Below are 26,210 nucleotides of genomic sequence, written 5' to 3'. Positions count from 1 at the left end.
AGAAAATCTGGGGAGATATGTTAGAAAAAAAGAAAGCGTTAGAAATGGCATTAAGTCAAATTGAAAAGCAATTTGGTAAAGGTTCAATCATGAAGCTTGGTGAGGATTCAAAGTTAAATATTGAAGCAATATCAACAGGGGCACTTGAACTAGATATTGCTATAGGAATTGGCGGGTTACCACGCGGTAGAATTGTTGAAATATATGGTCCAGAATCATCGGGTAAAACAACAGTTGCATTACATGTGATTGCTGAGGCACAAAAAACAGGTGGAACTGCAGCTTTTATAGATGCAGAACATGCTCTAGATCCGAGTTATGCGAAAAATCTTGGAGTAGATATAGAGAATCTCATAGTGTCTCAACCTGATACAGGAGAACAAGCTTTAGAGATTGCAGAAGCATTGGTAAGAAGTGGAGCAGTTGATGTTCTTGTTATTGACTCGGTTGCAGCCTTAGTTCCTAAGGCTGAGATAGAGGGCGACATGGGTGACAGTCATGTGGGACTACAGGCAAGGCTAATGTCTCAAGCGTTGAGAAAATTAGCTGGAGCCATTAAAAAATCAAATACTATTGCAATATTTATTAACCAATTAAGAGAAAAAGTTGGTATAATGTTTGGTAATCCTGAGACAACTACTGGTGGTCGTGCATTGAAGTTCTACTCTTCTGTTAGACTTGATGTAAGAAGAATAGAATCCCTTAAACAAGGTGATGAAATTGTTGGTAATAGAACGAGAGTAAAAGTAGTTAAAAATAAAGTAGCACCTCCTTTTAAACAAGCCGAATTTGATATTATGTATGGAGTTGGGATATCTAAGGAAGGTAACATACTTGATGTAGGTGTTACGGCAGATATAATAAATAAATCAGGATCATGGTATAGTTACGATTCGCATAAGCTTGGACAAGGACGTGAGAATGCTAAGGACTTTTTAAGAGAAAATATAGAGGTTACAAAAGAGATTGAAGATAAAATCAGAGAGAAATACGGATTAAATCAAACTAGTTCAAAACAATCATCTGAAGATGATCAAAAAGCAACTGATGACTAGCTCCTTGTTGAAGGAGCTTTTTTCGTTAAAACTACATATATTTGCTGTCGTGGAAATATATGTAGTTTGCACTTTTAAAAAACTTGACATATAAATTAAAAAGTAATAAAATTAAATCGGATACAGTGAACAGCTAATAGTTTTTCAAAATTTTCTACAAAACAATATGTAGAATCTCATAAGCCGAGATTGCTCGGTTTATATTTTTATCTTAACTGTTTATGTAATTCTAATGAGAATGTGTTGTAAAAAACGAAACTTGAAAACTGAATAGTAAAGGAGGTGCTTATTATCACACTAGGAACAGTTGTATCAACAATAGTAGGGTTAGCAGTCGGTATCGTAGTAGGGATTTACCTTAGAAAAATGATAGCCGAAGCTAAAATCAAGAATGCAGAGGAAGAAGCTGCAAAAATAATTGATGATGCAAAAAAACAATCTGAAACAATGCAAAAGGAACTACTACTTGAAGCTAAGGAAGAAGTTCACAAGATGAGAAATGAAGTTGAAAGAGAAAATAGAGAAAGAAGAGTAGAACTTCAAAAGCTGGAAAGAAGATTGGTTCATAAAGAAGAGACTATTGATAGAAAAAGTGAATCATTAGAGAAAAAGGATGATTTACTAAATAAAAAATTAAAAGATTTAGAACAAAAACAATCAGTAATTGATGATTTGTATGTTAAACAAGTTGAAGAATTAGAAAGAATATCTGGTCTCACTTCTGAAGATGCGAGAGAGCTACTTTTGAATGATATTAGAAAAGAAATAACACATGAAGCAGTTATTATGATAAAAGACATTGAGAATCGAGCTAAAGAAGATGCAGAAAAGAAAGCTAGAGAAATTATAGCATATGCAATACAAAAATGTGCGGCAGATCATGTTGCCGAAACAACTGTAACAGTAGTTTCTTTACCAAATGATGAAATGAAAGGTAGAATAATTGGTAGAGAAGGAAGGAACATAAGAACGTTAGAAACATTGACTGGAATTGATTTAATTATTGACGATACTCCAGAAGCAGTAATTCTATCTGGGTTTGATCCTATAAGAAGAGAAGTTGCTCGAATAGCACTAGAAAAACTTATTGTAGATGGTCGTATACACCCAGCAAGGATAGAAGAAATGGTAGAAAAAGCTAAAAAGGAAGTAGACAACCATATTAGAGAACTTGGTGAACAGGCTACTTTTGATACTGGAGTACATGGACTTCATATGGAATTAATTAAACTTTTAGGTAGGTTAAGGTTTAGAACTAGCTATGGACAGAATGTACTTAATCATTCTATTGAAGTCTCTCACTTAGCTGGACTTATGGCAGCTGAATTAGGGGCTGATGTTAAAATAGCAAAAAGAGCTGGTTTACTACATGATCTTGGTAAAGCAGTTGACCACGAAATTGAAGGTCCTCACGTTACTATTGGGGTTGACTTAGCTAGAAGATACAGAGAGTCTAAAGAAGTTATTCACGCTATGGAAGCTCATCATGGAGATGTAGAGCCAGAAACTATAGAAGCAGTGTTAGTACAGGCAGCAGATGCTATTTCTGCAGCAAGACCTGGTGCAAGAAGAGAAACCTTAGAAGCTTATATTAAGAGATTAGAAAAATTAGAAGAGATAGCTAATTCTTTCGAAGGTATTGAAAAATCATTTGCAATACAAGCAGGTAGAGAAATACGTATTATGGTAAAGCCGGAAACTATAACTGATGACCAAATTATTCATACTGCAAGGGAAATCGTGAAAAGGATTGAAAATGAATTAGAGTATCCTGGACAAATAAAAGTTAATGTAATAAGAGAGACGAGAGCAATTGAATACGCAAAATAAGAGAGGACTTTGTCTTCTCTTTTTTTATTTTCTCAAAATTGTTAAACATCAAAATCATTCTACTATTTTCAAAATATTTAGATGGAAAAGGAGGATTTTTTTGTTATTTGTAGAATTGTAATAACGTATTGCAATATAAAATAAGATAATTAAAGGGGGCTTTTTTAATGGATGTATTAAAAGTGTCAGCAAAATCAAATCCGAATTCTGTTGCTGGAGCATTAGCTGGAGTGCTAAGAGAAAAAGGCGCAGCTGAGATCCAAGCAATAGGTGCGGGTGCTCTAAATCAAGCAGTAAAAGCAGTAGCTATTGCTCGAGGATTTGTTGCTCCTAGTGGTGTTGACTTAATATGCATACCAGCATTTACAGACATTGAAATTGATGGAGAAGAAAGAACAGCTATAAAGCTAATAGTTGAACCTAGGTAAAAAGAAAAGCCTGCCATTTTAAATGCGCAGGTTTTTTTATACAAAAACGATTTGATTTTGGATATAATAGAAGTATGTAATATTACAACGTATTTAATAGATATTTTTCGAAAGGAGAAGAAATGGTTAAAGTAGACTTACATATACATACTACTGCTTCAGATGGCTTATTGCATCCATATGAAGTTGTTGATTGGGCAAATAAGAAAAATATTGAAATTATAGCTATTACTGATCATGATACTACTGACGGGATAAAAAGAGCTATCAATAGAGCAAAATCATATGATATTATAGTTATACCAGGTATTGAATTCAGTTGTGATTTTAATGGTGAAGAAATACATATATTGGGATATTATATTGACTATGAATCTGAAATATTAAACAGAGTTACTAGTAGGCTAAAAGAATCACGCTTAATAAGAGGAGAAAAAATAGTTAATAAACTTATTAATATGGGATTAAAAATTACGGTACAAGATGTAAAGAGCTTAGCAGGAAAAGGCGCTGTAGGAAGACCGCATATTGCCCGAGCTTTAATTAATAAAGGATATGCAGACAGTATTGAAGAAGCTTTTTCTAAATACATTGGAAGGAATCGACCAGCATATGTAGATAGATTAAAACTATCTGTAAAAGAATGTATAGAGTTGATACATAGTGTCGGAGGAGTAGCAGTTCTAGCACACCCAGGCTTGATTGAAAGCGATAAAATTATTAGCGAAGTAATAAAATATGAGATAGATGGAATTGAAGTTGTACATTCTAAACATTCTCGAGATACAATGAATGAATTAGCGTCTTTGGCAGACTGTTTAGGCCTTATTAAAACAGGGGGATCAGATTGTCACGGTACTTTAATAGACAATAAGCCAATGTTAGGTGATTTTTATATAGATATAGAGCAATTTGAATTATTAAGAGATAAAGCTTCTTATTATGATAAAAGGAGTGAATAAAATGAGCATCTATAAAAACGAGAGAAATAGGCAATTTCCGTCAAAAATAAGTACAACCTCTTTTGTAAAGTTATACATATTACACCTTTTAAAAGAAAAAAGTTATTATGGTAACGAGATAATAGATGAAATAAAAGCGAGATTGTATAATAAATGGGAACCAAGTCCAGGTATGATATATCCTCTATTAAGAGAACTAGAAGAAAATTTATATATTGAAGGATGGTGGCAAGAACCTGACAAAAGGTCTATTAGGCACTATAAACTTACTGACACAGGATATGAGCATTATAAAAAGATAAAGTTATTATACAAACCAATATTTGAAGATTCTTTAATAATAGTAAAAAATACTCTATCAGATATATATAATATTTAAGTTTCGTTAACAATTTATCTTTTTAAAGGAAAACGGAATTAAATGTAGAAGAATGAACAAGTAAACAATTAATAATTAAAAATAATAATTATCGGAGGATGATATAATGAAATTTAATCTATCGGAAAGGGCATTAAAGATTTCTCCATCAGTTACGTTAGAAATTACAGCTAAAGCAAAAGAGATGAAGGCAAATGGAATAGACGTTATAGGATTTGGTGCAGGAGAACCAGATTTTAATACGCCGACGAATATTCAAGAAGCAGGTATAAAAGCTATTAAAGACGGAAATACAAGATATACTGCTACGTCAGGTATAGTAGAGCTAAAAAAAGCAATTTGTGAGAAATTTAAAAAAGATAATAACCTCTTATATAAACCTAGTAATATACTGGTATCGAGTGGTGCTAAGCATTCAATTTTTAATGCAATGTATGCAATTTTAAATCCTGGTGATGAAGTAATAATGCCTGTTCCATACTGGGTAAGTTATCCAGAGTTTATTAAACTAGCTGATGGAATACCAGTGCCAGTAGAAACTAAAGAAGAAAACGACTTTAAATACTGTATAGAAGATTTAAAATTAGCAATAACAGATAAAACAAAAGCAATAATTTTAAATAGTCCTAGTAACCCAACTGGTACTGCATATAGTAAAAATGAGTTGCTAGCTATTGCTGAATTAGCAGTTAAACATAATATATTTGTTATATCAGATGAAATCTACGAAAAACTAATATATGATGGTGAAGAACATATAAGCATTGCTTCTTTAAATGAAGAAATAAAACATTTGACTATTGTAATAAATGGTATGTCAAAAGCATATGCAATGACTGGCTGGAGAATAGGATACGCTGCTGCAGATGAAGCTATTGTGAAGGTTATGACTAATGTCCAAAGTCATACTACATCAAATGCATCATCTATTTCCCAATATGCAAGTGTAGAAGGATTAAATGGTAACCAAGAGATAATTGAAGAAATGAAAAGACATTTTGTTGAAAGAAGAAATTATATGGTAGAGAAAATAAACTCAATAGCAGAATTGTCTTGTAGAAAGCCTAAAGGAGCTTTTTATGTTATGGCGAATATTTCTAAAATTAAAGGTAAAACTATCAAAGGAAGAGCTATCAATACTTCATTTGACTTTGCAAACTTACTTCTAGAAGAGGCTAAAGTTGCAGTTATTCCTGGGCTGGCATTTGGATCAGATGATTTTATTAGGTTATCGTATGCAACTTCTATGGAAAACATTATAGAAGGATTAAATAGAATAGAAAATATTTTAAAATAGTATAAAATATACTAAAATAAAAGATATGAGCTAGCTCATATCTTTTTATGATAATAAAGAAGGGAGTAAAAGAATGAAAGATGTTTATGAAAACCCATTAATAACAAGGTACGCAAGTAAGGAAATGTCTCATATTTTCTCTTCAGATTCAAAATTTATTACATGGAGGGAATTGTGGATTGCTTTAGCTGAAGCACAAAAAGAACTTGGACTTAATATTACTCAGGAACAAATTGATGAAATGAAACTATATAAAAGTAATATAGACTATGAAGTTGCTTCTCAAAAAGAAAAAGAATTTAGACATGATGTTATGGCTCATATACATGCTTATGGTGAGTTATGTCCTAAAGCAAGGTCAATAATCCATTTAGGAGCTACAAGCGCTTTTGTTGGAGATAATACAGATGTAATATTGATGAAAAAAGGATTAACGTTAATAAATAAAAAATTGATCAATCTAATGGATAGAGTGGCTAGTTTTGCTTTGAAGTATAAAGATATGCCGACATTAGGATTTACACATTTCCAGCCTGCACAACTAACAACTGTAGGAAAAAGAGCAACACTTTGGTTACATGATTTATATATTGACTACAATAATTTACAACATGTACTTTCAAATATGAAACTTCGTGGTGTAAAAGGAACGACAGGTACTCAAGCAAGTTTTCTTAGATTATTTGATGAGGATCATGAAAAAGTTAAAAAATTGGATAAGATTGTTGCAAAAAAAATGGGATTTGAAAATACTTATCCTGTTACTGGCCAAACATATACAAGAAAACTTGATTCTGATGTACTGTATGTACTAAGCAGCATTGCGCAATCACTTCATAAAATGACAAATGACATTCGATTATTGCAACATTTAAAAGAGATTGAAGAGCCATTTGAAAAAAATCAAATAGGATCATCTGCTATGGCATATAAAAGGAATCCTATGAGAAGTGAAAGAATAGCTTCGTTAGCAAGAATTATAATGGCCAATAGTATGAATCCTGTGATGACATCCTCTACACAATGGTTTGAAAGAACTTTAGATGATTCGGCTAATAAAAGAATCTCTATTCCTCAATCATTCTTAGCATGTGACGCTATTTTAGAAATATCAGTTAATATATTTAGTGGAATGGTGGTATATGAAAATGTCATTATGCAGCACATAGAAAATGAGCTACCATTTATGGCAACTGAAAATATACTTATGGAAGCAGTCAAAAAAGGTGGAGACAGACAAGAATTACATGAAACTATACGAGTGTTGTCAATGGAAGCTGCAAAAGAAGTAAAAGAAAATGGACGAGGTAACGATTTAATTCAGAGAATTATACATTCTAACAAATTTAACTTAGAGGAAAACGAGTTAAAAAATATCATGGAACCATCAAAATATATTGGAAGATCTCCTCAGCAGGTTGTTGAATTCATTGGAGAATATATAGATCCTATCCTTAAAAACAATAAAGATATATTAGGACTTAATATAGAACTAAATGTTTAAAGACTCACTAGTGAGTCTTTTTTTATGCCATATTCTTCCCTGATAATAAAAATATAATATATAATAGTGAATAGGGGAATTTATTAGTTTAGAGGGGGAATCTTTATGGAATTTGAAATTTTTAAGGTAGATGACATATTAGTACATGAAATTATGAAAAAAGATATATTTAAGATAAATATCTTGGATGTTGGCCAGAACCTAGTAGATATTATATTGAAAAATTATAATAAAAAAGTGATTGTTTTTGAGATGCAAAATGAAATCGAGGTAGTAAAATCAATAGTCGATGCAACAGATGTACTTAAGATGAATAATGAGAAAATAAGTTTAGAAGATTATCTTAAAACTTCTGATAGTAAGCTACATATTCCTGTAAATAAAAATGATACAGTTAGAGCTGCTTTTAGAGTAATGATAGAAACTCATGCTAAATATCTTCCTGTTGAAAGTGCAGATAAAATCATTGGAATCATAGGTATTGATGAAATATTAAATTCAAAGATAAATATTTTTAATAACAATAGTGATATTTTATTAAAGATACTTGATGATATTAATGTTGCTATCAGTGTAGTCGATGTCAATCTCATAACAAGATTTTGGAATAAGAGTGCTGAAAAAATGTATGAAATAAGTAAAAAAGAAATATTAGACAAACCTATAACAAACTTTTTTCCTAGTGCTTTATTGCCAAAGGTAATCAAAGAAGGAAAACCATATAAAAATGTATATAATAGTCCGAGAAACAATTGTTATAACATTATTAGTGCTACGCCTCTATATGAAGGAGAAAAACTTATTGGAGGAATAGGCTATGATAGAGACATTTCTGAACTAATGAGATTATCTGAGTTGTTAAACAAGACTCAGTTAAACTTAAAGATTCTTGAACAAGAAGTATCAAAACTAAATGAAAGTGAATGCTCTTTTTCTCAAATTGTTGGCGACAATGAAGACTTTAAACGCGTAATTAGTCTCGCTAAGAGTGTTGCAAAATCAAATATTAGCATCTTATTAACAGGCGAGAGCGGTACAGGAAAAGAGGTTTTTGCAAGAGCTATTCATATAGAAAGTGTAAGAAAAGGATATTTTGTTCCTATTAATTGTAGTGCAATACCAGAAGAGTTAATGGAAAGCGAGCTTTTTGGATATGAAAAAGGAGCGTTTACAGGAGCGTCTAAAGAAGGGAAAGCAGGGAAATTTGAACTTGCTAATAATGGTACATTATTTCTTGATGAAATAGGAGATATGTCCTTGAGTATGCAACCTAAAATACTACGAGTACTAGAAGATGGGATTATTACACGAGTTGGAAGCGGAAAACATGTCAAAGTAGATGTTAGAATCATTGCGGCAACAAACAAAGATATTAAGAAAATGGTATCAGAAGGAACTTTTAGAAAAGACCTATATTATAGGTTAAATTCTGTACTAATAAAACTACCCTCATTGCGAGATAGGAAGGATGATGTCCCAGAATTAGTACTAAAATTTTCTGAAGAGTTTTGTACCAAATATGGGACAAACATTAAAGAAATCGATACCAATTTAATGATGAAATTAATAAATTATGATTGGGAAGGAAATGTGAGAGAACTAAGAAATATAGTAGAGATAATGATTATTTTAGCCAAAAATAATAAGAAAGAAAGATTAGATGCAAGTCTGTTACCCGAAAGCTTTTTTGCTCAATCTAGTAATAGTAATCTACAAGATTATAGCTATTCATTAGATTTAAAAACTATTACAGAAAGTGCAGAGATAGAAGCTATTAGTAAAGCTATGAAATTATCGCATGGTAACAAGACATATGCTGCTAATCTCCTAAATATTCCGAGAAGTACTTTATATTTCAAACTAGATAAATATAAAATTAATATATAGGTGTCGACATACCGACATATGTCAATATTCCGACACGTAAATGTCTGAAAATTATGAATAAATGTCAACTTTTTGACATTTATTCATTTTCTTTATTCAAAATATGCAAATTTGAATGATAAACGAATCATAAAATTGGCACAAGTTTTGCTTAATATTATTAATGAAATCAAAATCATTATAAAAGTATTTTTCTAGATACTATCTATTTGTATTTTAATTAGAGGGGGAGTGTCATTTTGCGTATTCAAGAACATCCAATTTTAACCTATAATAAAGGTAAAAAAGTACAGTTCACTTTTAACGGTGCAGAATATGAAGGCTATGAGGGAGAAACTATTGCAGCTGCATTGCATGCAGCTGGTGTCAGAGTTTTAGGAGAAAGTCTTTTTAAGCATAGACCAAGAGGATTCTTCTGTGCTATTGGCAATTGCTCATCTTGTCTTATGGTGGTTAATGGTGAACCTAATGTAAGAACCTGTACAACTGATCTTGAAGAAGGAATGGTAGTTGAAACTCAACATGGGAAGGGGAGTATACTATGAAAAGTGTTGACTTGGTGGTTATAGGTGGAGGGCCTGCAGGTTTATGTGCTACAATTAGTGCTGCATCAAGTGGAGCTAAGGTTTTATTAATTGATAGGAATAAAGAGTTAGGGGGGCAATTAGTAAAACAGACACACATGTTTTTTGGCTCAGAAAAGCAATATGCATCAACTAGAGGCTTTGATATCGCAAATATTCTTTTAAGTAAGGTAAGTGAATACAAAACAAATATAGAAATAATGAATGATGCCACAGCTTTAGGATTATATGAGGACGGCGTAATAACTGTAGAAAATAAAAAAAAATATATAAAAATCAAACCTGAATCTATTATTGTAGCTACAGGTGCTAGTGAGAAAGTGCTTGCATTTCCTAATAATGACCTTCCAGGTATATATGGTGCTGGCGCAGTTCAAACATTGATGAATGTATACGGAGTTAAACCTGGAAATAGAGTTTTGATGGTCGGTGCAGGAAATATTGGCTTAATAGTTAGCTATCAATTAATGCAAGCGGGAGTTGAGATTGCCGCTATAATTGATGCTTCTCCTAGAATAGGTGGATATCTTGTACATGCATCCAAAGTAAGAAGAATGGGTGTTCCTATATATACAAAGCATACTATAAAGGAAGCAATTGGTAAAGAAAAGCTAGAAAAAGCTATTATTTGTGAATTAAATGATAAATGGCAGCCAATACCTGGCAGCGAAAAAGAAACAGATGTTGATGTTATATGTATTTCTGTAGGATTGACACCATTAGTAGAATTACTTATGCAAACTGACTGTGAAATGAGATATGTCCCTGAGCTTGGTGGAATAGTGCCAGTCAGAGACGATACTTATCAAACTACAAAAAAAGGCATATTTGTAGCCGGGGATGCTTCAGGTGTTGAAGAGGCTAGTAGTGCTATGGTAGAAGGATATTTAGCAGGTCTATGTGCTGCTAATAGTATAGGATATAAAAATAAAGATTATGAAAGTCTTAAAGAAGATTATATTGCACAACTGTTATCTTTACGTTCAGGTCCAGTTGGAGAAAAGATTAGATCAGGAATAGACAAGATTAAAAGGAGTGTGATATAAATGATTGAAAGTACTGGCATTCCATCAAACGAATTAGTTCATGAAGCTTTCCCAAGCATAGATAGAATAAATAGGGGGCCTGTTGCAATAATAGAATGCTATCAAAGTATACCTTGTAATCCTTGCTCCACTGCTTGTAATCAGAAAGCAATGAAGATAATGAGTGATATAAATGATATACCATCATTAAATACTGATTTATGTAATGGCTGTGGAATTTGTATAAGTAAATGTCCTGGCTTGGCCATAATGGTTGTGGATGGAAGCTACTCAGAAGATGAAGCAATATTCAAAATACCATATGAATTCTTGCCTTTGCCGAAACAAGGAGATGTAGTAAAGGGGTTAAACAGAGCTGGCGAATATATAGCAGATGTTAAAGTTATTAGAGTAGTTAATATAGAATCATTTGACAAAACACCAGTTATACATGTTGCCGTAAACAAAGACTATCTATATGAATTCAGAAATATTAGATTGGGGGATAGATAATATGGATGAAAATACTATTATATGCAGATGCTCTGATATTACATTAAAAGAAATAAGAGATTTGATCAAGAAAGGTTACACAACCTTAGATGAGATAAAAAGAGTGTCTAGAGCTGGAATGGGACCATGTCAAGGTAGAACTTGTGGACAGCTAATACTTAAAGAAATATCATTATATACTGGAAAAAGTATATCTGAATTAGAGGTTTGTACAAGTCGACCACCTATTAAAGGAATTAAGCTTGATCAAATAGCTTTAGGAGGTATGGAAGATGATTAAATCTGCTGATGTTGTTATTATTGGAGGGGGAATATCTGGTTGCTCAATTGCATACAATCTTGCAAAAAAAGGAGTTAAAAGCATTGTAGTTCTTGAAAAAAAATACCTAGCAAGCGGATCAACAGGACGATGTGGTGCTGGGGTTAGGCAACAATGGGGAACAGAAATGAATTGTAAACTTGCTATGGAGAGTATCAGGTTCTTTGAAACAGCTAATGAAGAGCTTGAATATGATGGTGACATTGAATTTAAGCAAGGGGGTTATTTAATTGTAGCGTCCACTAAAAAAGAAGATGAGCAATTTCAAAAAAATGTTGAACTTCAAAAAAAACTTGGTATGGAAGTAGAATATATGGCTCCACAAGATGCAACTCAAATTGTCCCATATTTAAATACTGAAAAGCTTACTAGTGCTACATTTTGCCCTAAAGATGGTCACTTAAATCCATTTCTTACTACCGATGCTTATGCTAAGGCAGCTAGAAAGTTAGGAGTACATATATATACTTATACAGAAGTCGTTGGCATTAAGACACAGAACGGGAAAATTACTGCGGTAATGACTAACAAAGGTGAGATAGCTACTAGAATAGTAGTCAACGCTGCAGGAGGATATTCCAAAGTAATAGGTGAGATGGTAAACGTCGATATACCTGTTTTTTCTGAAAGACATCAAATTTTAGTAACAGAACCCGTTGAACCTATGCAAGGTCCAATGGTCATGTCTTTCTCATTAAATATATATTGCCAACAGTCACCACATGGTTCCTTTATTATGGGTAGAGGTGATGAAAATGAACCTAGAGATCTACGTATAACTTCAAGCTGGCACTTCTTGGATGAAATGGCTAAATCAATTACTGATTTACTTCCGCCAATAGGTAAATTAAGAGTAATTAGGCAGTGGGCAGGTCTTTATAATATAACTCCAGACAGACAACCTATTTTAGGAGCGGTAAGTGACCTAGATGGTTTTTACCTAGCAGTAGGGTTTAGTGGTCATGGATTCATGTTTGGTCCTATGACAGGTCTGTTACTGTCTGAGCAAATACTTGGGGAAAAGCCAACGATAGACATTAGTAAATTAAGTATAGACAGATTTGAGAAGCACGAGCTAGTTTTTGAGCCATCTGTGGTTTAAATACATAACTTAATGGAGGTGAGCAAATTGAAAAAAATGATAATGGAAGAGGAGCTATGCTTAGGATGTCATATATGTGAAGAGACATGTGCTAAAACTTTCTTTAAAGATAATAGTATTTGTAAGTCGGCATTAAAAGTAGAGGAGAAGGTGGATGGTTACAATAATATAATTGTCTGTGATCAATGTGGTGAATGTATAGATATATGTCCTGTAGAAGCAATTTATAGAGACAAAAATGGAGTTGTGAGAATAAAAAAAGAGATATGTGTAGGGTGTTTTATGTGTGTTGGCTTTTGCGATAAATGTGCTATGTTTATGCACGATGATTATATTGAACCATTCAAGTGTATCGCATGCGGTTTATGTACGAAACAATGTCCAAGTGGTGCTATATCTATAGAGGAAATATAATCTTTAAATAGGGAGGCGTATGGTTTGAACATAGATAAATTTTTAGAAAAACATAAAGTACTTACGGAATATAAATATGACTTAGGTAAAATTGAAAAAGGATATACTAACAGGTCTTTATATGTTAATCTTAGTGAAAATAAAGTAGAATCTAAACTAGTCACAGAAATGATGAAGGATAAGTTTATTGGAGGTAAAGGCTTTGGTTTATGGTATTTATGGAATGCTGTAACCACCGAAACAAAGTGGAATGACCCTGAAAATGAAATAATAATTTCTAGTGGGCCAATTGGTGGTATCACACAATACCCTGGTGCTGGTAAATCACTTGTAGTAACGCTTTCTCCATTAACAGATATAGTAATCGATAGTAATGTAGGAGGGTATTTTGGACCGCTATTAAAATTCTCTGGATGGGATGCACTTGAAGTGCAAGGAAAAGCGCAAAATGATGTCATAGTATTTATAGACGGAAATAAAGGTATAGTACGAATAGAAGAAGCTCCCTTAGAAGCAATTGATGGGCATGTATTGGGAGAGCAATTGACAGAAATGTATGCTGAATCTGAAGATGACAAGAGGAATATTGCTGTAGTTACAGCAGGTACAGCTGCAGATAATACACTAATAGGTCTTTTAAACTTTACTTTTTACGATGTTCGAAGAAAGGTTACAAGACTTAAGCAAGCAGGTAGAGGAGGTATAGGTACTGTTTTTAGAAATAAAAATATAAAAGCATTAGTAGTTAAGTATAGAGGTGTTAAAGGAAATTTGAATAACCCTGCTGATCAGGGCAAAATAAACAGAGCTGGAGTAAGACTTCATAAAGAGATAAATAGGTTTGATGATGAGCAATGTAGAATGAGACAAGTAGGTACTGCAAACATAATAGAAGTTATGGATGCCTACGATTTGTTGCCTGTGCATAATTATAAATATGGGAATCACCCAGATACACATAAAATAGCTTCAAATATATTTAGAGATAAATATTTAACACAAGGAAAATCTGATGGTTGCTGGTACGGATGTTCTTTATCATGTGCTAAAGCAGCAGATGAATTTGTACTAAAAACAGGACCATATAAAGGGCATAAAGTAACTGTAGATGGACCTGAATATGAAACAGCTGCAGGAGTAGGTGCTAACTGTGGAATTTTTGATCCAGAATATATATTAGAATGTAACTTTTATTGTGATACCTATGGAGTAGATACAATATCATTTGCAACAATAACTGCCTTTTTAATGGAATGCTATGAAAATGGAATAATTAACAAGGAGATAACTGGAGGATTAGAACTTAATTTTGGTAATAAAGATGCTGCTATTGAATTACTTCATCAAATGTCAAGAGGAGAAGGATTTGGGAAGTTAGCTGGTCTTGGAATAAGAAAATTGAAGAAGATTTTTGTTGATGAATATGAAGCAGATTCATCACTACTTGAAGATATAGGAATGGAACAAAAAGGCCTAGAATATTCTGAATATTTGCCGAAAGAATCTCTAGCTCAACAAGGTGGATATGGTTTAACTAATAAAGGGCCACAACACGATGAAGCATGGTTGATATTCATGGATATGGTGAACAATCAAATTCCTACATTTGAAGACAAAGCTGAAGCTCTTCACTATTTCCCGATGTTTAGAACTTGGTTTGGCTTAATGGGATTATGTAAGTTACCATGGAACGACATTACTCCAGCAAGCAATTCTTCATCGGCAGAACCAGCTAAAATGCCTGAGCATGTACAGAATTATATCGATTTATTTAATGGTGTAACAGGTAAAAAAATTGATAAAAATGAATTAATACGACAGTCAGAAAGAGTTTATAATTTTCAAAGAGTTTTTAATATAAGAGTGGGTCATGGAAAGCGAGAGGATGATAAAATTCCTTATCGTTCAGTAGGTCCTGTAACTATTGAAGAATATGAGTCAAGACAAGAAAGATATGATAATCAACTAAAAGAAAAGTTAAATTATAATACTGAAAATAAAACTACTCAAGAAAAAATAGCTGTTATGAGATCATACAGGGAACAACAGTACCAATTATTGATTGATGCTGTGTACAAAAGAAGAGGATGGACTATGGACGGAATACCTACTATAGAAAAATTAAAAGAAATTAATATGGACCTTCCTGAAGTAATAGAAGTAGTAGAGAAGCATCTTTAATAAAGTAGGAGTTGATTTTGTGATAAAGGTAAATGGAAGAGACCATGAGTGGAACGAAGGCTTAACAGTTAATGAACTGTTAAAAATAAAAAGATATACTTATCCAAAGATAATAGTAAAAATAAATAATAAGCTAGTACCTAAACATGCTTATACAAGCACTTTGATACATGATAAAGATGACGTTCAAGTGATTCATTTGTTAGCAGGAGGGTAAATGACCATAAACTAGAAAATAGGTACTGGACTAATTACATTATATATTAAACGTCACGGCCTTAAGTTTACATAACTATATTATGAAAACTTAAGGCCGTTTTATTTAAACCTCAAAAGAGGAAGCATCTATAATCTTGAAATCTGGTTGACGCCTAATATGATTCATAAGGTTTATTAATGCTAAGTTTTTATTTTTAGCCTCAATCATAACATCAAAATCCTTGTTTAATGTTTTAGCTTTATAAATAAAATTAAAGAAAAAGTCAGGATTAATATTATTAGCATGTGCTCTAAATTCAAGTTCTGATTTAGGGCTAGATACATGAATTTTAGGTATAAGTATTCGATCATTCCAAGTGTTAAACACTCGCTCTAAATAGTATTCTATTTTTTCTTTTCTGTTATTACACCACTGATGGTGTATGTCCAAGACCATAGGAATTTTTAATTCTTCACAAACTTCCAAAACATCTATTAAATCATATATTTTATCATCGTTTTCTAAGATAATTCTATTTCTAATTTCTTCTGGTAGTTTACTGAAGTTCGTTTTAAATCTATTAATAGCTTGTTTTTTGCTGTTATATTTTCCGCCTACATGTATTACTAGTTTGCCATTTTGGTGGTCAAGTCCAAAAGCTTTCATAATATTATTATGGTATACTAAATCGTTTATTGAAGAACTAATTACATCTTGTCTAGGTGACGAAAGAAGAGTGAAGTGATCTGGATGAGCACTTATTCTAAAATTATTTTTATTTATTATTGCTTTTATCTGGTCAAAAACTTCAGATAACTCATCTATGTAGTTCCAGTACGAAACATTAGGATGGTTTATTAATGGAATGAGCTTAGATGTAATTCTATAAACTTTAATATCATGAGCAGCATTATACAATAAAATTCTTTTAGTGTTAATCAGATTTTCTTTTGCCAACTTCTTTAATTTGTATAATTTTACTTCGTCATCTAACATCTTAGAGTATTGAGAATAAGTAATAGTTTTTGAAGGTGAGCAGTCTTTTAAATCAACTGCCATTGCAACATATCCTAGTCTTACTATCATATAAAAGACACTCCTTATTTTTTTGGATTTTAAAATATAATTAAGCCTATATTTGAGTTGTAAGGCCTTTAAAATTTAATGGCAATGGTTTTGTATTAGAATGCAGCATTTTTTGCTTAGAATCGATTTTAGACGCTATATTTTGATAATTTTATTTAAAAATCGTTTTTATGCGCAAAAATCGTATTTGTAATTGAAAAGCAAAAAGTTACAGCGTTTTTTAGCATAATTTGATAATGGTTTTTATGTATTTATAATATTTTGCTCGTTTTATAATAATATAAATCTTTTATTTTAGGTAAAAAATAAAAATAAATAATTATCCTAAAAAAAGAAGGATTTCTAGAAAAAACGTAGAATTTAATTATACAAAATGTATATTTTGTATAATAAGGAGTGAGAAAAATGGAGAACATGCCCTTGATATTAGAAGATTTTTTAAATTACATAGAAACTATTAAAGGTAAATCGTCCAATACAGTTAAAGAATACTATTTTGATTTAAGAACACTTTTTAGATTCCTCAAAATACGTTATAAATTAGTTGATAAAAACGTCAATTTTGATGATATTGATATTTCTGATATAGATATATCATTAATTCAAAAAGTTACATTACAAGATCTATATGCATTCATTTCGTATGTTGACAAAAACCGAAATAATAAAAACTACGCAAAAGCTCGTAAGGTCGCAAGCATAAGATCTTTTTTCAAGTTTTTGCATACAAAAGTTAAACTGGTTGACGAAAATCCTGCACTAGACTTAGAATCTCCAAAAACTAACATTCGGCACCCAGTACATCTTTCGCTAAACGAAGCTGAAGAACTATTAGATAATATCGATGGACCTTTTCGAGAGCGTGATTATGCAATTATTACTCTTTTTTTAAACTGTGGGCTTAGACTTTCTGAACTAGTCAGCATAGATATAGATAAAATTAAAGGAGATACTCTTACTGTTGTTGGTAAAGGAAACAAAGAAAGAACAATATATTTAAACGACGCGTGTCTAAGGGCTATAAACAATTACCTATCCGTAAGACCTACCGAAAATATTAAAGATGTTAATGCCCTGTTTATAAGCAAACGAAAAAACAGAATAAGCAATAAAACGGTTCAATATCTTGTAAAGAAATACATAAAAAATGCTGGTTTAGATAGCGAAAAATATTCTACTCATAAACTAAGGCATACTGCAGCGACATTAATGTATAAATATGGGAACGTAGACATAAGAGCCTTGCAACAAATATTAGGACATGAAAATGTCTCAACTACACAAATATACACCCATATAGATGATGACAGACTTAGAAAAGCCGTTAAAAGTAATCCATTATCAAATAAAAAAAAAGAGTAGATATTCAATGTTTATCTACTCTTTTTTGATATGTAATTAGTGAGAAGGTATTTTAATTATATCACCAGGCCTTATGTCTGCACTATCCATACTGTTTAATTTCATAATCTCATGTACTACTTTTCTTATGTCATAATTATAAGGATTATTATTTTTAGCTATTTCCCATATTGTATCTCCTGTAGTCGCCGTGCATTCTATGTAATTATTTTCAGTATTACTATCGCTATATGCTGTATTTGATTCAAACATGCTGCTTATGAGCGCGGTGATGAGCAGAAAACAAAGAATTAAAAATGATATGAATCTGAATTTATTTACTATTCTTAGTCTTTTAGTTTTCATATATATCTCTCCTTTTTTCTAAAGAACGTTTGTTCGCTTATTTTTATTATAATAGAACACATGTTCTCTGTCAACAGTTTTATCAAAATGTCGAACGAATGTTTGATAAAAGAAAGCATATATGTTATAATAACTACAAATAAAAATTTGCGAGGTGCCACTATGTATGAGGATTTATCTTCAAAACAATTAAAAATACTTGAATTTATAAAAACTGAATTACAAAATAAAGGGTATCCTCCTGCAGTGAGAGAAATATGTAAGGCGGTTAATTTGAAATCTACTTCAACAGTACACGGACATCTTGAAAGATTAGAAAAAAAGGGATACATAAGAAGAGATCCAACTAAGCCAAGAGCAATAGAGATACTGGACAGAGATAATAGTATTTTTGCTTTTTCTAGAAAAGAGATAGTTGATGTACCAATAGTTGGTAGGGTTACTGCTGGAGAACCAATTTTAGCAGTTCAAAATATTGAAGACACCTTTCCCCTGCCTATTGATTTTGTGGAGAATGATTCTGTATTTATGTTAAAGGTAAAGGGAGAAAGCATGATTGGAGCAGGAATACTAGATGGCGACTTCGTGCTTGTTAGACAACAAAATACAGCTATAAACGGTGAAATAGTTGTCGCTCTTTTAGAAGAAGAAGCAACTATAAAGAGGTTTTATAAAGAAAAAGATTACATTAGATTGCAACCTGAAAATCAATTTATGGAACCTATTATAGCTAAAGACATCTCTATTTTAGGGAAAGTCACAGGAGTATACAGAAAAATAAAATAAAGCTGGCTATAAAGCCAGCTTATTTTTTTCAATCAGGTTATTATTATATAAATTGTTTAAGCTCATCATAACTCCCAGTTTACAGTGGTCGTATGTTAAACCTCCCTGATAGTATGCAAAATATGGTTCTCTTATAGGGGCATCTGCACTAAGTTCAATTGATGAACCTTGTACAAATCCTCCTGCTGCCATAATAACCTCATCTTCATATCCCGGCATTGCCCAAGGTTGAGGTAATACATATGAGTCAACAGGAGAGGCACTTTGGATACCTTGACAATAGCTTATTAACCTATCTTTATTTCTGAATTCTATACCTTGAATTATATCACTTCTTTTGTCATCTAACTCTGGTATAACTCTAAAGCCTAACCCTTTATATACTGAAGCTGTTAACAAGGCTCCTTTTACTGCTTCTGCAACTATATGTGGCGCTAGGAAAAGACCTTGTAAAGTATTCCTGGTAGTTCCAAATGTAAGACCACATTCTTTACCTATTCCAGGAGCTGTACTTCTATTTGCAACTAATTCAATAATGTCACTTTTACCAACAATATAGCCACCTGATAGTGCTAACCCTCCACCAGGATTCTTAATCAATGAACCAGCTATAACATCTGCTCCTACATCAGTTGGTTCTATTTTTTCTAAGAATTCACCATAGCAATTGTCTACCATGCAAATCAAATCACTTCTATAATTTTTGATAGCATCTATAGCTTCTTTTATTTTATCTACAGTTACAGCCTTTCTATCACTGTATCCTGTTGATCTTTGGATTAAGATCAGTTTTGTTTTTTTAGAAACTTCATTAAGTACTGTATTAATATCAATATCTCCATTACTATTTAACGGAATTTCTCTATATTTTATCCCATATTCGATAAAAGAGCCCCTCGCATCCCCTTTAACACCAATAACTTTTTGAAGCGTATCATATGGACTACCTGTTATAGAAATCATTTCATCACCAGGCCTGAGTATTCCTGAAATAGTTAATGAAATTGCATGTGTTCCTGATACGATAGTTGGTCTAACTAGTGCATCTTCGGTATTAAATACATAAGAATAGATTTCTTCTACCTTTTCTCTACCTATATCATCATATCCATAGCCTGTTGCCCAGCTAAAATGAGTTGCATTTAACTTAGCTTTTTGCATTGCAGCTATAACCTTATATTGATTATATTCCTTCACTATTTCTATATTCTCAAAATATGATTTCTTTAATAACTTGTTTTCTTTTTGAATTACATAGTTTATTACTTCTTCTTTCAAATTAAATTGTTTACATAATATATTTATCGTATCCTTATTCATTATATTCACCTTCTGTTATGTTATTGTCTTCTGTATTTTATCATATTAGGATATTACAAGCAATTATCTTTATCACAGATGGGACACTTTCCTTTGATGTTCATCTGTTTTCTAAGAATTATTGGTGCTAATGCAAGTCCTTCTTTTAAGCCTTCTCTCCTACCTACTCTTCTCCCTATAACATATCCTAGTAATAAAAGTAAGCTAACGAATATACTATATGTCACATTATGCATTTCTTTTCCCCCGCTTTATTCTTTTTTCAACAGCTTGCAGAACAACAAAAGTTACTAAAGACATAGTAGATATACTAGGGCTTAATTTAATTGATAATAGTAATAAACAAATAGCTAATAAACTTATTTCTACAGTGCCATATTTTATAGCGAAATTTTTATTTCCACTATATCTATCTTCTTCCCTGTCAATAACATCATCAAAGAATTGTATAAACGTCATGATTATTATAGAAAGTAACATCATGAGAATTCCTAGAAAGTAAGCTCCGATAGTAAAGATGATTACTGACTCATAAAATCCATTGAGTTTAAAAAATAATGGTCTTCTTAAATCAGTAAACATACCTACCATATATGCTCCTAAAAATAAGGATATAGAGAGTTCTTTATTCAATAGACACGACAATGAAAAAAACAACAGTATGTATGAAATAATTCCACTTCCTACGTGTTGTTTTACTATTTTATTGATTAGTTCAGACTTATTAGTATCAATATAATCGTCCATAGTTTTAATAACAATACCTGTTATCAATACGCAAAGAATATTTTTTATGTTATAGTGACTTAATAACATATGATTTCACCTCATTAAATCCATCTCTATACAATGCAGATATAGGTATAATTCTAATGTTATTAAAGCAGCTTTGGAGATACCTTAATCCTTTTCCATCTTTATCTAAGTCTATCTTATTAGCTAATAAGATATAATTATTTTTATTGGAGCCGAATCTAATAATCTGCTTATCTATTTCGCTAATTAAATTAATATTCTCATCAATATACTCTGTTAAATCAACAATATGTATTATCATACCTGTATTCTCTAATTTTTCTAAAGTTTGTACAATGCTGCATCTTATATTTAAGTCTGGATGAATTCCATCAGTTAGTCCACTAGAATCAATAATCCTAATTTCTTTATACCCTTTAGAGACTGGTATTTTTAATTCAGTGAACTGCAAACATTTTGTTTTGAATTTTTGATTAGAAGAGAGATACTTTATGGCTATATCTATAGACATCTCTTTTTTTAATACTTTTCCATCAAGTCCTTCAATATTTAAATATATCTTCTTATAACCCAAAAACTCGGTAAAATTTACGAGGAATAATGACTTTCCAACATTTGTCTTACCGATTATTAAAGCTTCCTTCAATACAAATCATCTCCCGCTATGTCTTCCGCCTTAATTAATATCAAGTCTTCTCTTGTTAAGTTTTTTTTATTTTGCAATCTTAATGCCTGTTTCCGAAACGATTTTTCTATAATGTTTCTTACTAATCTAGCGTTACCACTATTGTAACTATCATTTTTTAATATCAATATATTTTTTAATTTAATAATAGCTCGTTCTGAAAGTCTATATTCTTTTTGGCTAGCAATGAGCTCACCTATTTTTAAAAGTTCATCAGTGGTATAATCTTTAAACTCGATATGTATAGGAAACCTTGATTTTAATCCTGGATTCGACCTTAAAAACTCCTCCATTTCATCGTAGTATCCAGCCAATATTAAAATCAAATTGTCTTTGTAGTCTTCCATAGCTTTAACTAATGCATCTATAGCTTCTTTACCAAAGTCCTTATTCCCCCCTCTCGCTAGAGAGTATGCTTCATCAATAAAAAGTATACCACCTAATGCTTTTTTTACTTGTTGCTTAACTTTTACAGCAGTATGACCTATATATTCGCCAACAATATCTGCTCTCTCAATTTCAACAAGATGGCCTTTTTCAAGCATACCCATCTTCTTAAAAATCTTTCCTATTAGTCGAGCAACAGTTGTTTTACCCGTTCCAGGATTACCCTTGAAAATCATATGTAAAACAACAGGTTCAGCAAGAAGGTTTTCCTTTCTTCTTTTAGCTTGTATCTCTATAAATGCTTTTATTTCACAAACCAAATCCTTTACATTATTTAGTCCAATAAGCATATCTAATTCATCGATAATTTCCTGTAGAGTTTCTTCTCGTTCTTCTTTTAAAAAATTATTGTAACTTTGCTTTTTCTTGTCATCAATTAAATGTTCCATCGCTTCGTTTATACTGATTTTACCTAATTGATATAAAGCAAGCAGTTCATTTCCCATATTATCACCTCAAAAAAGGATACTATAAATATATTATTCAAATTATAACTAATTTGGAACTAAATTTGTATAATAAAAAAGCTTTTTAGAAATATTTCTAAAAAGCTTTTTACACTCCATACTATAGATAATTTATTCAGATTGATTTTCAGTTAAACTATTATTCTTATTAGCAAAATTTACTGGTCTATAAGGGATTATCGTTGAGATAGCATGTTTGTATATTAAGTTTTGTTTTCCTTCGCAATCTAAAACTATAGTATAGTTATCAAATCCTTTTACATATCCTTTTAGTTGATATCCATTTAATAGAAAAATAGTGATGCTCACATTTTCTTTCCTAACCCTGTTTAAAAATACATCTTGCAAATTAATATTATTTTTCATAAATTTCCCTCCTTTAGGTTAATTAATTATTATTTATTTCAAATCTTTCTTTTACATAGTTAATAATATATTCAACAATAGAATTCTTATTATCAAAATCATCTATATTTATCCAATGTATTCTTTCATCTCTTCTAAACCAAGTTAGTTGTCTTTTTGCAAATCTTCTAGAATCTCTTTTTAATATATCGACAGCTTCATCTAAAGAATATTGTCCTTTAAGGTATTTAACAATTTCTTTATATCCTAATCCTTGCATAGAAACATAGTTTTCACTGTATCCCATATTGAGAAGGTTATTAACTTCATTTATAAGACCATTACTAATCATATCATCTACTCTTATGTTGATTGTATCATATAACTCTTTTCTGTCCATATTCAAACCAAGCATAGTTAGATTAAATATACTGTTATATTGTCTAAAACTATTATAATACTTAGACATAGGGGTTCCTGTATCATAATAAACTTCTAGAGCTCTAATAATTCTTTTGGTATCATTAATATGTATTCTTTCGGCTGACTCTGGGTCCACTTGCTTTAAATTATCATGAATATATTCGTTACCGAACTGTTCTGCTTTTTTTAAAAATTCATTTCTTAAGCTCCAATTTGAAACTGCTCTTGTAAAATCTAGATCATACACTAGTGAATTAATATATAGTCCAGTTCCACCAACTACCATAGGAAGCTTTCCTTTATTTAAAATCGTATCAATATATTCATATGCTTTCTTTTGAAAGTCAGAAACTGAAAATTCTTCATCAGGGTAGATTTCATTAATCATATAGTGCTTGATATTTTTCATCTCTTCTTTAGAAATTTTTGCTGTTCCTATATCCATGAATTTGTATATTTGCATTGAATCTGCAGATATAATTTCTGCATTAATTGCTTTAGCTACGTCAATGGATATAGCAGTTTTACCAACAGCAGTTGGCCCAACTAATATTAAAAGCGGTTTTTTAGACATCTAGTTCATCCTTTACTATACTCTTTTAAACTTTTTTTCAAGCTCATATTTTGTTATTTTTATAATGATCGGACGTCCATGAGGACAAGTATAAGGTTCTTCTGAGTAACTTAGCTCATTTATTAAGTTATTTATTTCTATTTCTTTGATATTATATCCAGCTTTGATAGCACTAGTACATGCCATTTTCATAATTTTTTCTAATCTTACATGGTAGCTACTTTTTATATCGTACTGAAGCTTATCCAATATATCTAGCAAGAGCTGTTTTGAATCTGGTTTTCCAAATATAACCGGTACACTTCTTAATACAATCGAATTGTTTCCAAATTCTTCGATATCAAAACCAATTCTCTTAAAAATATCTATATTCTCATGTATCAGCTGAATTTCTCCATGTGTTAAATCTATAACTTCTGCTGACAATAACTGTTGAGTATAAACGTTTTGAGATTCAAGCTGATGTTTTAATTTTTCATACATTATTCGCTCATGAGCAGCGTGTTGGTCAATTAAATAAAATTCATTCATTGTTTTATTTTCAGCTAATATATAAGTATCAAATAACTTACCAATAATATTTAGTTCAGGTATCCTATTATTGATATCATCTCGTCTACTATTTTTATGTTCATTATCTTTCGTAGTTTCATCTGATTCCCTGACTTCATATTCAATAATTCTAATGCTCTTATCAGCTTCTATGCTATTGTTATGAAGCGAATTAAGCGTTTCTTTACTTGTGCTAATACCTAAGTGATTAAACTCCTTACACTTATAGTTTTTATCTTTTTCATTTAAAAAATTATTTTTTTGCTCAGGACAAACATCATTTTTTTTATAATCAATAATTGGAGTGTCTAAAAATGAAGACTGCTCACTATTAGTTTCTTCTTTTTTATTGTTCATTGATACTTCAGGAATTAAGTTATTAGCGTTTAAAACATCCTTAATAACATCCTGTATCAAAAAATTTATTTGATTTTGATCTTCAAATCGTATTTCTGTTTTTGTTGGGTGTACGTTTACATCAATTACGTCTGGATCTATTGAAATATATAGTATGAAAATTGGGAATCGATTGATAGGTATAAGAGTTTTATATACATCCTCAATGGCCCTAGAGATTTCTACGTTTCTAACATATCTATTATTTACGAAGAGATATTGATGATTTCTATTTCCTCTAGTATATGAGGGTTTACATGTTAAGCCGCTTATTTTAATATTCTTGCCTTCATAATTTACATTAAACATTGAGTTGATAAATTCTTTGCCTAGTAAACTATAAGTATTTAAGGATAAATCTCCCTTTCCAGGCGTTCTTATAATCATTTTACTATCTTTTATAAATTTAAATGATATTTTAGGATTACCAAGTGCAAGCTTGTATACAATATCACTGATATAAGAAGATTCGACAGTATCACTTTTAAGAAATTTCTGTCTTACTGGAACATTATAAAATAAGTTTCTTATAATGATAGTAGTTCCATTAGGACATCCTACATCATTCTTGGTCAGAACTTTCCCACCATTAATAATTACTTTGGATCCGCTCAATTGTTCTTTAACTTTCGTTATTAGTTCCAGCTGAGAGACTGCAGCGATACTAGCCAAGGCTTCACCCCTAAAACCTAACGATGTAATGCTTTGTAAGTCTTCAATTCTGCTTATTTTACTTGTTGAGTGTCTTAAAAAAGCTAAGTCTACTTGATTTTTCTCAATTCCTACCCCATTATCTGTCACACGTATATATTTCTTTCCACCTTCAACTATTTCAATAGTAATATCTGTAGAAAAAGCATCTATAGAGTTTTCGACAAGCTCCTTTACCACAGATGCTGGTTTTTCTATTACTTCGCCTGCGGCTATTTTATTAACAGTTTTATCGTCAAGTAATTTAATCGAACTTCTCATTTTATCACCTAATAT

Annotated in this window: 28 protein-coding genes; 18 read left to right on the top strand and 10 right to left on the bottom strand. The window is 31.3% G+C overall.

The features are described 5' to 3' along the window. Window positions 1-17 precede the first annotated feature (17 nt). From recA to thiS, 16 genes are all read left to right on the top strand, one after another. A complete protein-coding gene (gene recA, locus HNR33_RS03745; protein WP_429080162.1) occupies window positions 18-1,055 on the top strand; it encodes a recombinase RecA in 1,038 nt (345 codons plus the stop codon). A 291-nt stretch (window positions 1,056-1,346) separates the two neighbouring features. Next, window positions 1,347-2,885: a ribonuclease Y gene (rny, locus tag HNR33_RS03740; protein ID WP_429080714.1), complete on the top strand. Its 1,539-nt coding sequence runs from the start codon at window positions 1,347-1,349 to the stop codon at window positions 2,883-2,885. 167 nt (window positions 2,886-3,052) lie between these two features. Continuing rightward, entirely contained in the window at window positions 3,053-3,313 is a 261-nt protein-coding gene (gene spoVS, locus HNR33_RS03735) for a stage V sporulation protein SpoVS (protein ID WP_050354976.1), read from the top strand. A 122-nt stretch (window positions 3,314-3,435) separates the two neighbouring features. Further along, window positions 3,436-4,275, top strand: a complete 840-nt coding sequence (locus HNR33_RS03730) for a PHP domain-containing protein (RefSeq protein ID WP_429080158.1) — start codon at window positions 3,436-3,438, stop codon at window positions 4,273-4,275. A 1-nt stretch (window position 4,276) separates the two neighbouring features. Further along, window positions 4,277-4,654, top strand: coding sequence for a PadR family transcriptional regulator (locus tag HNR33_RS03725; RefSeq protein ID WP_429080156.1), 378 nt, complete (start codon window positions 4,277-4,279; stop codon window positions 4,652-4,654). A gap of 106 nt (window positions 4,655-4,760) precedes the next feature. Then, the gene (locus HNR33_RS03720; protein ID WP_429080154.1) at window positions 4,761-5,951 is read left to right on the top strand and encodes a pyridoxal phosphate-dependent aminotransferase; all 1,191 of its coding nucleotides are present in this window, start codon (window positions 4,761-4,763) and stop codon (window positions 5,949-5,951) included. A gap of 73 nt (window positions 5,952-6,024) precedes the next feature. After that, window positions 6,025-7,455, top strand: coding sequence for an adenylosuccinate lyase (purB, locus tag HNR33_RS03715; RefSeq protein ID WP_429080152.1), 1,431 nt, complete (start codon window positions 6,025-6,027; stop codon window positions 7,453-7,455). Between the two features lie 105 nt (window positions 7,456-7,560). Next, window positions 7,561-9,342: a sigma 54-interacting transcriptional regulator gene (locus HNR33_RS03710; RefSeq protein ID WP_429080150.1), complete on the top strand. Its 1,782-nt coding sequence runs from the start codon at window positions 7,561-7,563 to the stop codon at window positions 9,340-9,342. Between the two features lie 239 nt (window positions 9,343-9,581). Next, window positions 9,582-9,887 (top strand): (2Fe-2S)-binding protein, encoded by a 306-nt coding sequence (locus HNR33_RS03705; RefSeq protein ID WP_429080148.1) that lies wholly within the window; start codon window positions 9,582-9,584, stop codon window positions 9,885-9,887. Next, the gene (locus HNR33_RS03700; RefSeq protein WP_429080147.1) at window positions 9,884-10,972 is read left to right on the top strand and encodes an NAD(P)/FAD-dependent oxidoreductase; all 1,089 of its coding nucleotides are present in this window, start codon (window positions 9,884-9,886) and stop codon (window positions 10,970-10,972) included. The genes HNR33_RS03705 and HNR33_RS03700 overlap by 4 nt, the downstream gene beginning before the upstream one ends. Beyond that, window positions 10,973-11,464, top strand: coding sequence for a 4Fe-4S binding protein (locus HNR33_RS03695; RefSeq protein ID WP_429080146.1), 492 nt, complete (start codon window positions 10,973-10,975; stop codon window positions 11,462-11,464). A gap of 1 nt (window position 11,465) precedes the next feature. Continuing rightward, window positions 11,466-11,744, top strand: a complete 279-nt coding sequence (locus HNR33_RS03690; RefSeq protein ID WP_429080145.1) for a (2Fe-2S)-binding protein — start codon at window positions 11,466-11,468, stop codon at window positions 11,742-11,744. After that, entirely contained in the window at window positions 11,737-12,885 is a 1,149-nt protein-coding gene (locus HNR33_RS03685; RefSeq protein WP_429080143.1) for an NAD(P)/FAD-dependent oxidoreductase, read from the top strand. The genes HNR33_RS03690 and HNR33_RS03685 overlap by 8 nt, the downstream gene beginning before the upstream one ends. Before the next feature lie 36 nt (window positions 12,886-12,921). Then, entirely contained in the window at window positions 12,922-13,299 is a 378-nt protein-coding gene (locus HNR33_RS03680) for a 4Fe-4S binding protein (RefSeq protein WP_429080711.1), read from the top strand. A 24-nt stretch (window positions 13,300-13,323) separates the two neighbouring features. Then, window positions 13,324-15,480, top strand: a complete 2,157-nt coding sequence (locus HNR33_RS03675) for an aldehyde ferredoxin oxidoreductase family protein (protein WP_429080141.1) — start codon at window positions 13,324-13,326, stop codon at window positions 15,478-15,480. A gap of 19 nt (window positions 15,481-15,499) precedes the next feature. Further along, entirely contained in the window at window positions 15,500-15,697 is a 198-nt protein-coding gene (gene thiS, locus HNR33_RS03670; protein WP_429080139.1) for a sulfur carrier protein ThiS, read from the top strand. 105 nt (window positions 15,698-15,802) lie between these two features. Here thiS and uvsE read toward each other — a convergent pair whose 3' ends face one another. Beyond that, a complete protein-coding gene (gene uvsE, locus HNR33_RS03665) occupies window positions 15,803-16,765 on the bottom strand; it encodes a UV DNA damage repair endonuclease UvsE (RefSeq protein ID WP_429080137.1) in 963 nt (320 codons plus the stop codon). A 405-nt stretch (window positions 16,766-17,170) separates the two neighbouring features. Here uvsE and HNR33_RS03660 point away from each other — a divergent pair, with 405 nt between their 5' ends. Beyond that, window positions 17,171-18,127, top strand: coding sequence for a tyrosine recombinase XerC (locus HNR33_RS03660; RefSeq protein ID WP_429080135.1), 957 nt, complete (start codon window positions 17,171-17,173; stop codon window positions 18,125-18,127). Between the two features lie 36 nt (window positions 18,128-18,163). Here the strand turns inward: HNR33_RS03660 and HNR33_RS03655 are convergent, their stop codons facing one another. Then, window positions 18,164-18,472 carry a LysM peptidoglycan-binding domain-containing protein gene (locus HNR33_RS03655; RefSeq protein ID WP_429080133.1) on the bottom strand — a complete coding sequence of 103 codons (309 nt, stop codon included), beginning with the start codon at window positions 18,470-18,472 and terminating at the stop codon, window positions 18,164-18,166. Between the two features lie 162 nt (window positions 18,473-18,634). Here HNR33_RS03655 and lexA point away from each other — a divergent pair, with 162 nt between their 5' ends. Then, complete coding sequence (gene lexA / locus HNR33_RS03650; RefSeq protein ID WP_429080131.1) at window positions 18,635-19,258, top strand: transcriptional repressor LexA; 624 nt, start codon at window positions 18,635-18,637, stop codon at window positions 19,256-19,258. Between the two features lie 6 nt (window positions 19,259-19,264). Here the strand turns inward: lexA and HNR33_RS03645 are convergent, their stop codons facing one another. The 8 genes from HNR33_RS03645 to mutL all read right to left on the bottom strand — a co-directional run bounded on the left by HNR33_RS03645 (window position 19,265) and on the right by mutL (window position 26,195). Beyond that, window positions 19,265-20,578: a methionine gamma-lyase family protein gene (locus HNR33_RS03645; RefSeq protein WP_429080129.1), complete on the bottom strand. Its 1,314-nt coding sequence runs from the start codon at window positions 20,576-20,578 to the stop codon at window positions 19,265-19,267. Between the two features lie 53 nt (window positions 20,579-20,631). Continuing rightward, window positions 20,632-20,814 carry a hypothetical protein gene (locus tag HNR33_RS03640; RefSeq protein ID WP_429080127.1) on the bottom strand — a complete coding sequence of 61 codons (183 nt, stop codon included), beginning with the start codon at window positions 20,812-20,814 and terminating at the stop codon, window positions 20,632-20,634. After that, on the bottom strand, window positions 20,807-21,394 hold the full coding sequence (locus HNR33_RS03635) for a hypothetical protein (RefSeq protein WP_429080125.1): 588 nt from the start codon (window positions 21,392-21,394) through the stop codon (window positions 20,807-20,809). The genes HNR33_RS03640 and HNR33_RS03635 overlap by 8 nt, the downstream gene beginning before the upstream one ends. Further along, window positions 21,375-21,980, bottom strand: a complete 606-nt coding sequence (locus HNR33_RS03630; protein ID WP_429080122.1) for a GTPase domain-containing protein — start codon at window positions 21,978-21,980, stop codon at window positions 21,375-21,377. The genes HNR33_RS03635 and HNR33_RS03630 overlap by 20 nt, the downstream gene beginning before the upstream one ends. Further along, on the bottom strand, window positions 21,977-22,912 hold the full coding sequence (locus tag HNR33_RS03625) for an AAA family ATPase (RefSeq protein ID WP_429080120.1): 936 nt from the start codon (window positions 22,910-22,912) through the stop codon (window positions 21,977-21,979). The genes HNR33_RS03630 and HNR33_RS03625 overlap by 4 nt, the downstream gene beginning before the upstream one ends. Before the next feature lie 132 nt (window positions 22,913-23,044). Next, a complete protein-coding gene (gene hfq, locus HNR33_RS03620) occupies window positions 23,045-23,299 on the bottom strand; it encodes an RNA chaperone Hfq (RefSeq protein ID WP_429080118.1) in 255 nt (84 codons plus the stop codon). 22 nt (window positions 23,300-23,321) lie between these two features. Then, complete coding sequence (gene miaA, locus HNR33_RS03615) at window positions 23,322-24,275, bottom strand: tRNA (adenosine(37)-N6)-dimethylallyltransferase MiaA (protein WP_429080116.1); 954 nt, start codon at window positions 24,273-24,275, stop codon at window positions 23,322-23,324. Between the two features lie 15 nt (window positions 24,276-24,290). Then, window positions 24,291-26,195: a DNA mismatch repair endonuclease MutL gene (gene mutL, locus HNR33_RS03610; protein ID WP_429080113.1), complete on the bottom strand. Its 1,905-nt coding sequence runs from the start codon at window positions 26,193-26,195 to the stop codon at window positions 24,291-24,293. Between the last annotated feature and the right edge of the window lie 15 nt (window positions 26,196-26,210).

It is taken from the genome of Brassicibacter mesophilus (assembly GCF_050433385.1).
Taxonomy (GTDB): Bacteria; Bacillota; Clostridia; order Tissierellales; family Proteiniboraceae; genus Brassicibacter; species Brassicibacter mesophilus.
The sequence above is the reverse complement of the archived record's forward strand: the minus strand, read 5'-3'. Positions and strand labels throughout refer to the sequence as shown.

What these genes read in the sequence shown, in the direction of transcription:
- recA (WP_429080162.1), top strand. Translation starts at nt 18, where the DNA reads ATGTTAGAAAAAAAGAAAGCGTTAGAAATGGCATTAAGTCAAATTGAA.
- spoVS (WP_050354976.1), top strand. Translation starts at nt 3,053, where the DNA reads ATGGATGTATTAAAAGTGTCAGCAAAATCAAATCCGAATTCTGTTGCT.
- HNR33_RS03730 (WP_429080158.1), top strand. Translation starts at nt 3,436, where the DNA reads ATGGTTAAAGTAGACTTACATATACATACTACTGCTTCAGATGGCTTA.
- HNR33_RS03725 (WP_429080156.1), top strand. Translation starts at nt 4,277, where the DNA reads ATGAGCATCTATAAAAACGAGAGAAATAGGCAATTTCCGTCAAAAATA.
- HNR33_RS03720 (WP_429080154.1), top strand. Translation starts at nt 4,761, where the DNA reads ATGAAATTTAATCTATCGGAAAGGGCATTAAAGATTTCTCCATCAGTT.
- purB (WP_429080152.1), top strand. Translation starts at nt 6,025, where the DNA reads ATGAAAGATGTTTATGAAAACCCATTAATAACAAGGTACGCAAGTAAG.
- HNR33_RS03710 (WP_429080150.1), top strand. Translation starts at nt 7,561, where the DNA reads ATGGAATTTGAAATTTTTAAGGTAGATGACATATTAGTACATGAAATT.
- HNR33_RS03700 (WP_429080147.1), top strand. Translation starts at nt 9,884, where the DNA reads ATGAAAAGTGTTGACTTGGTGGTTATAGGTGGAGGGCCTGCAGGTTTA.
- HNR33_RS03695 (WP_429080146.1), top strand. Translation starts at nt 10,973, where the DNA reads ATGATTGAAAGTACTGGCATTCCATCAAACGAATTAGTTCATGAAGCT.
- HNR33_RS03690 (WP_429080145.1), top strand. Translation starts at nt 11,466, where the DNA reads ATGGATGAAAATACTATTATATGCAGATGCTCTGATATTACATTAAAA.
- HNR33_RS03685 (WP_429080143.1), top strand. Translation starts at nt 11,737, where the DNA reads ATGATTAAATCTGCTGATGTTGTTATTATTGGAGGGGGAATATCTGGT.
- HNR33_RS03680 (WP_429080711.1), top strand. Translation starts at nt 12,922, where the DNA reads ATGATAATGGAAGAGGAGCTATGCTTAGGATGTCATATATGTGAAGAG.
- uvsE (WP_429080137.1), bottom strand. Translation starts at nt 16,765, where the DNA reads ATGATAGTAAGACTAGGATATGTTGCAATGGCAGTTGATTTAAAAGAC.
- HNR33_RS03660 (WP_429080135.1), top strand. Translation starts at nt 17,171, where the DNA reads ATGGAGAACATGCCCTTGATATTAGAAGATTTTTTAAATTACATAGAA.
- HNR33_RS03655 (WP_429080133.1), bottom strand. Translation starts at nt 18,472, where the DNA reads ATGAAAACTAAAAGACTAAGAATAGTAAATAAATTCAGATTCATATCA.
- lexA (WP_429080131.1), top strand. Translation starts at nt 18,635, where the DNA reads ATGTATGAGGATTTATCTTCAAAACAATTAAAAATACTTGAATTTATA.
- HNR33_RS03645 (WP_429080129.1), bottom strand. Translation starts at nt 20,578, where the DNA reads ATGAATAAGGATACGATAAATATATTATGTAAACAATTTAATTTGAAA.
- HNR33_RS03640 (WP_429080127.1), bottom strand. Translation starts at nt 20,814, where the DNA reads ATGCATAATGTGACATATAGTATATTCGTTAGCTTACTTTTATTACTA.
- HNR33_RS03635 (WP_429080125.1), bottom strand. Translation starts at nt 21,394, where the DNA reads ATGTTATTAAGTCACTATAACATAAAAAATATTCTTTGCGTATTGATA.
- HNR33_RS03625 (WP_429080120.1), bottom strand. Translation starts at nt 22,912, where the DNA reads ATGGGAAATGAACTGCTTGCTTTATATCAATTAGGTAAAATCAGTATA.
- hfq (WP_429080118.1), bottom strand. Translation starts at nt 23,299, where the DNA reads ATGAAAAATAATATTAATTTGCAAGATGTATTTTTAAACAGGGTTAGG.
- miaA (WP_429080116.1), bottom strand. Translation starts at nt 24,275, where the DNA reads ATGTCTAAAAAACCGCTTTTAATATTAGTTGGGCCAACTGCTGTTGGT.
- mutL (WP_429080113.1), bottom strand. Translation starts at nt 26,195, where the DNA reads ATGAGAAGTTCGATTAAATTACTTGACGATAAAACTGTTAATAAAATA.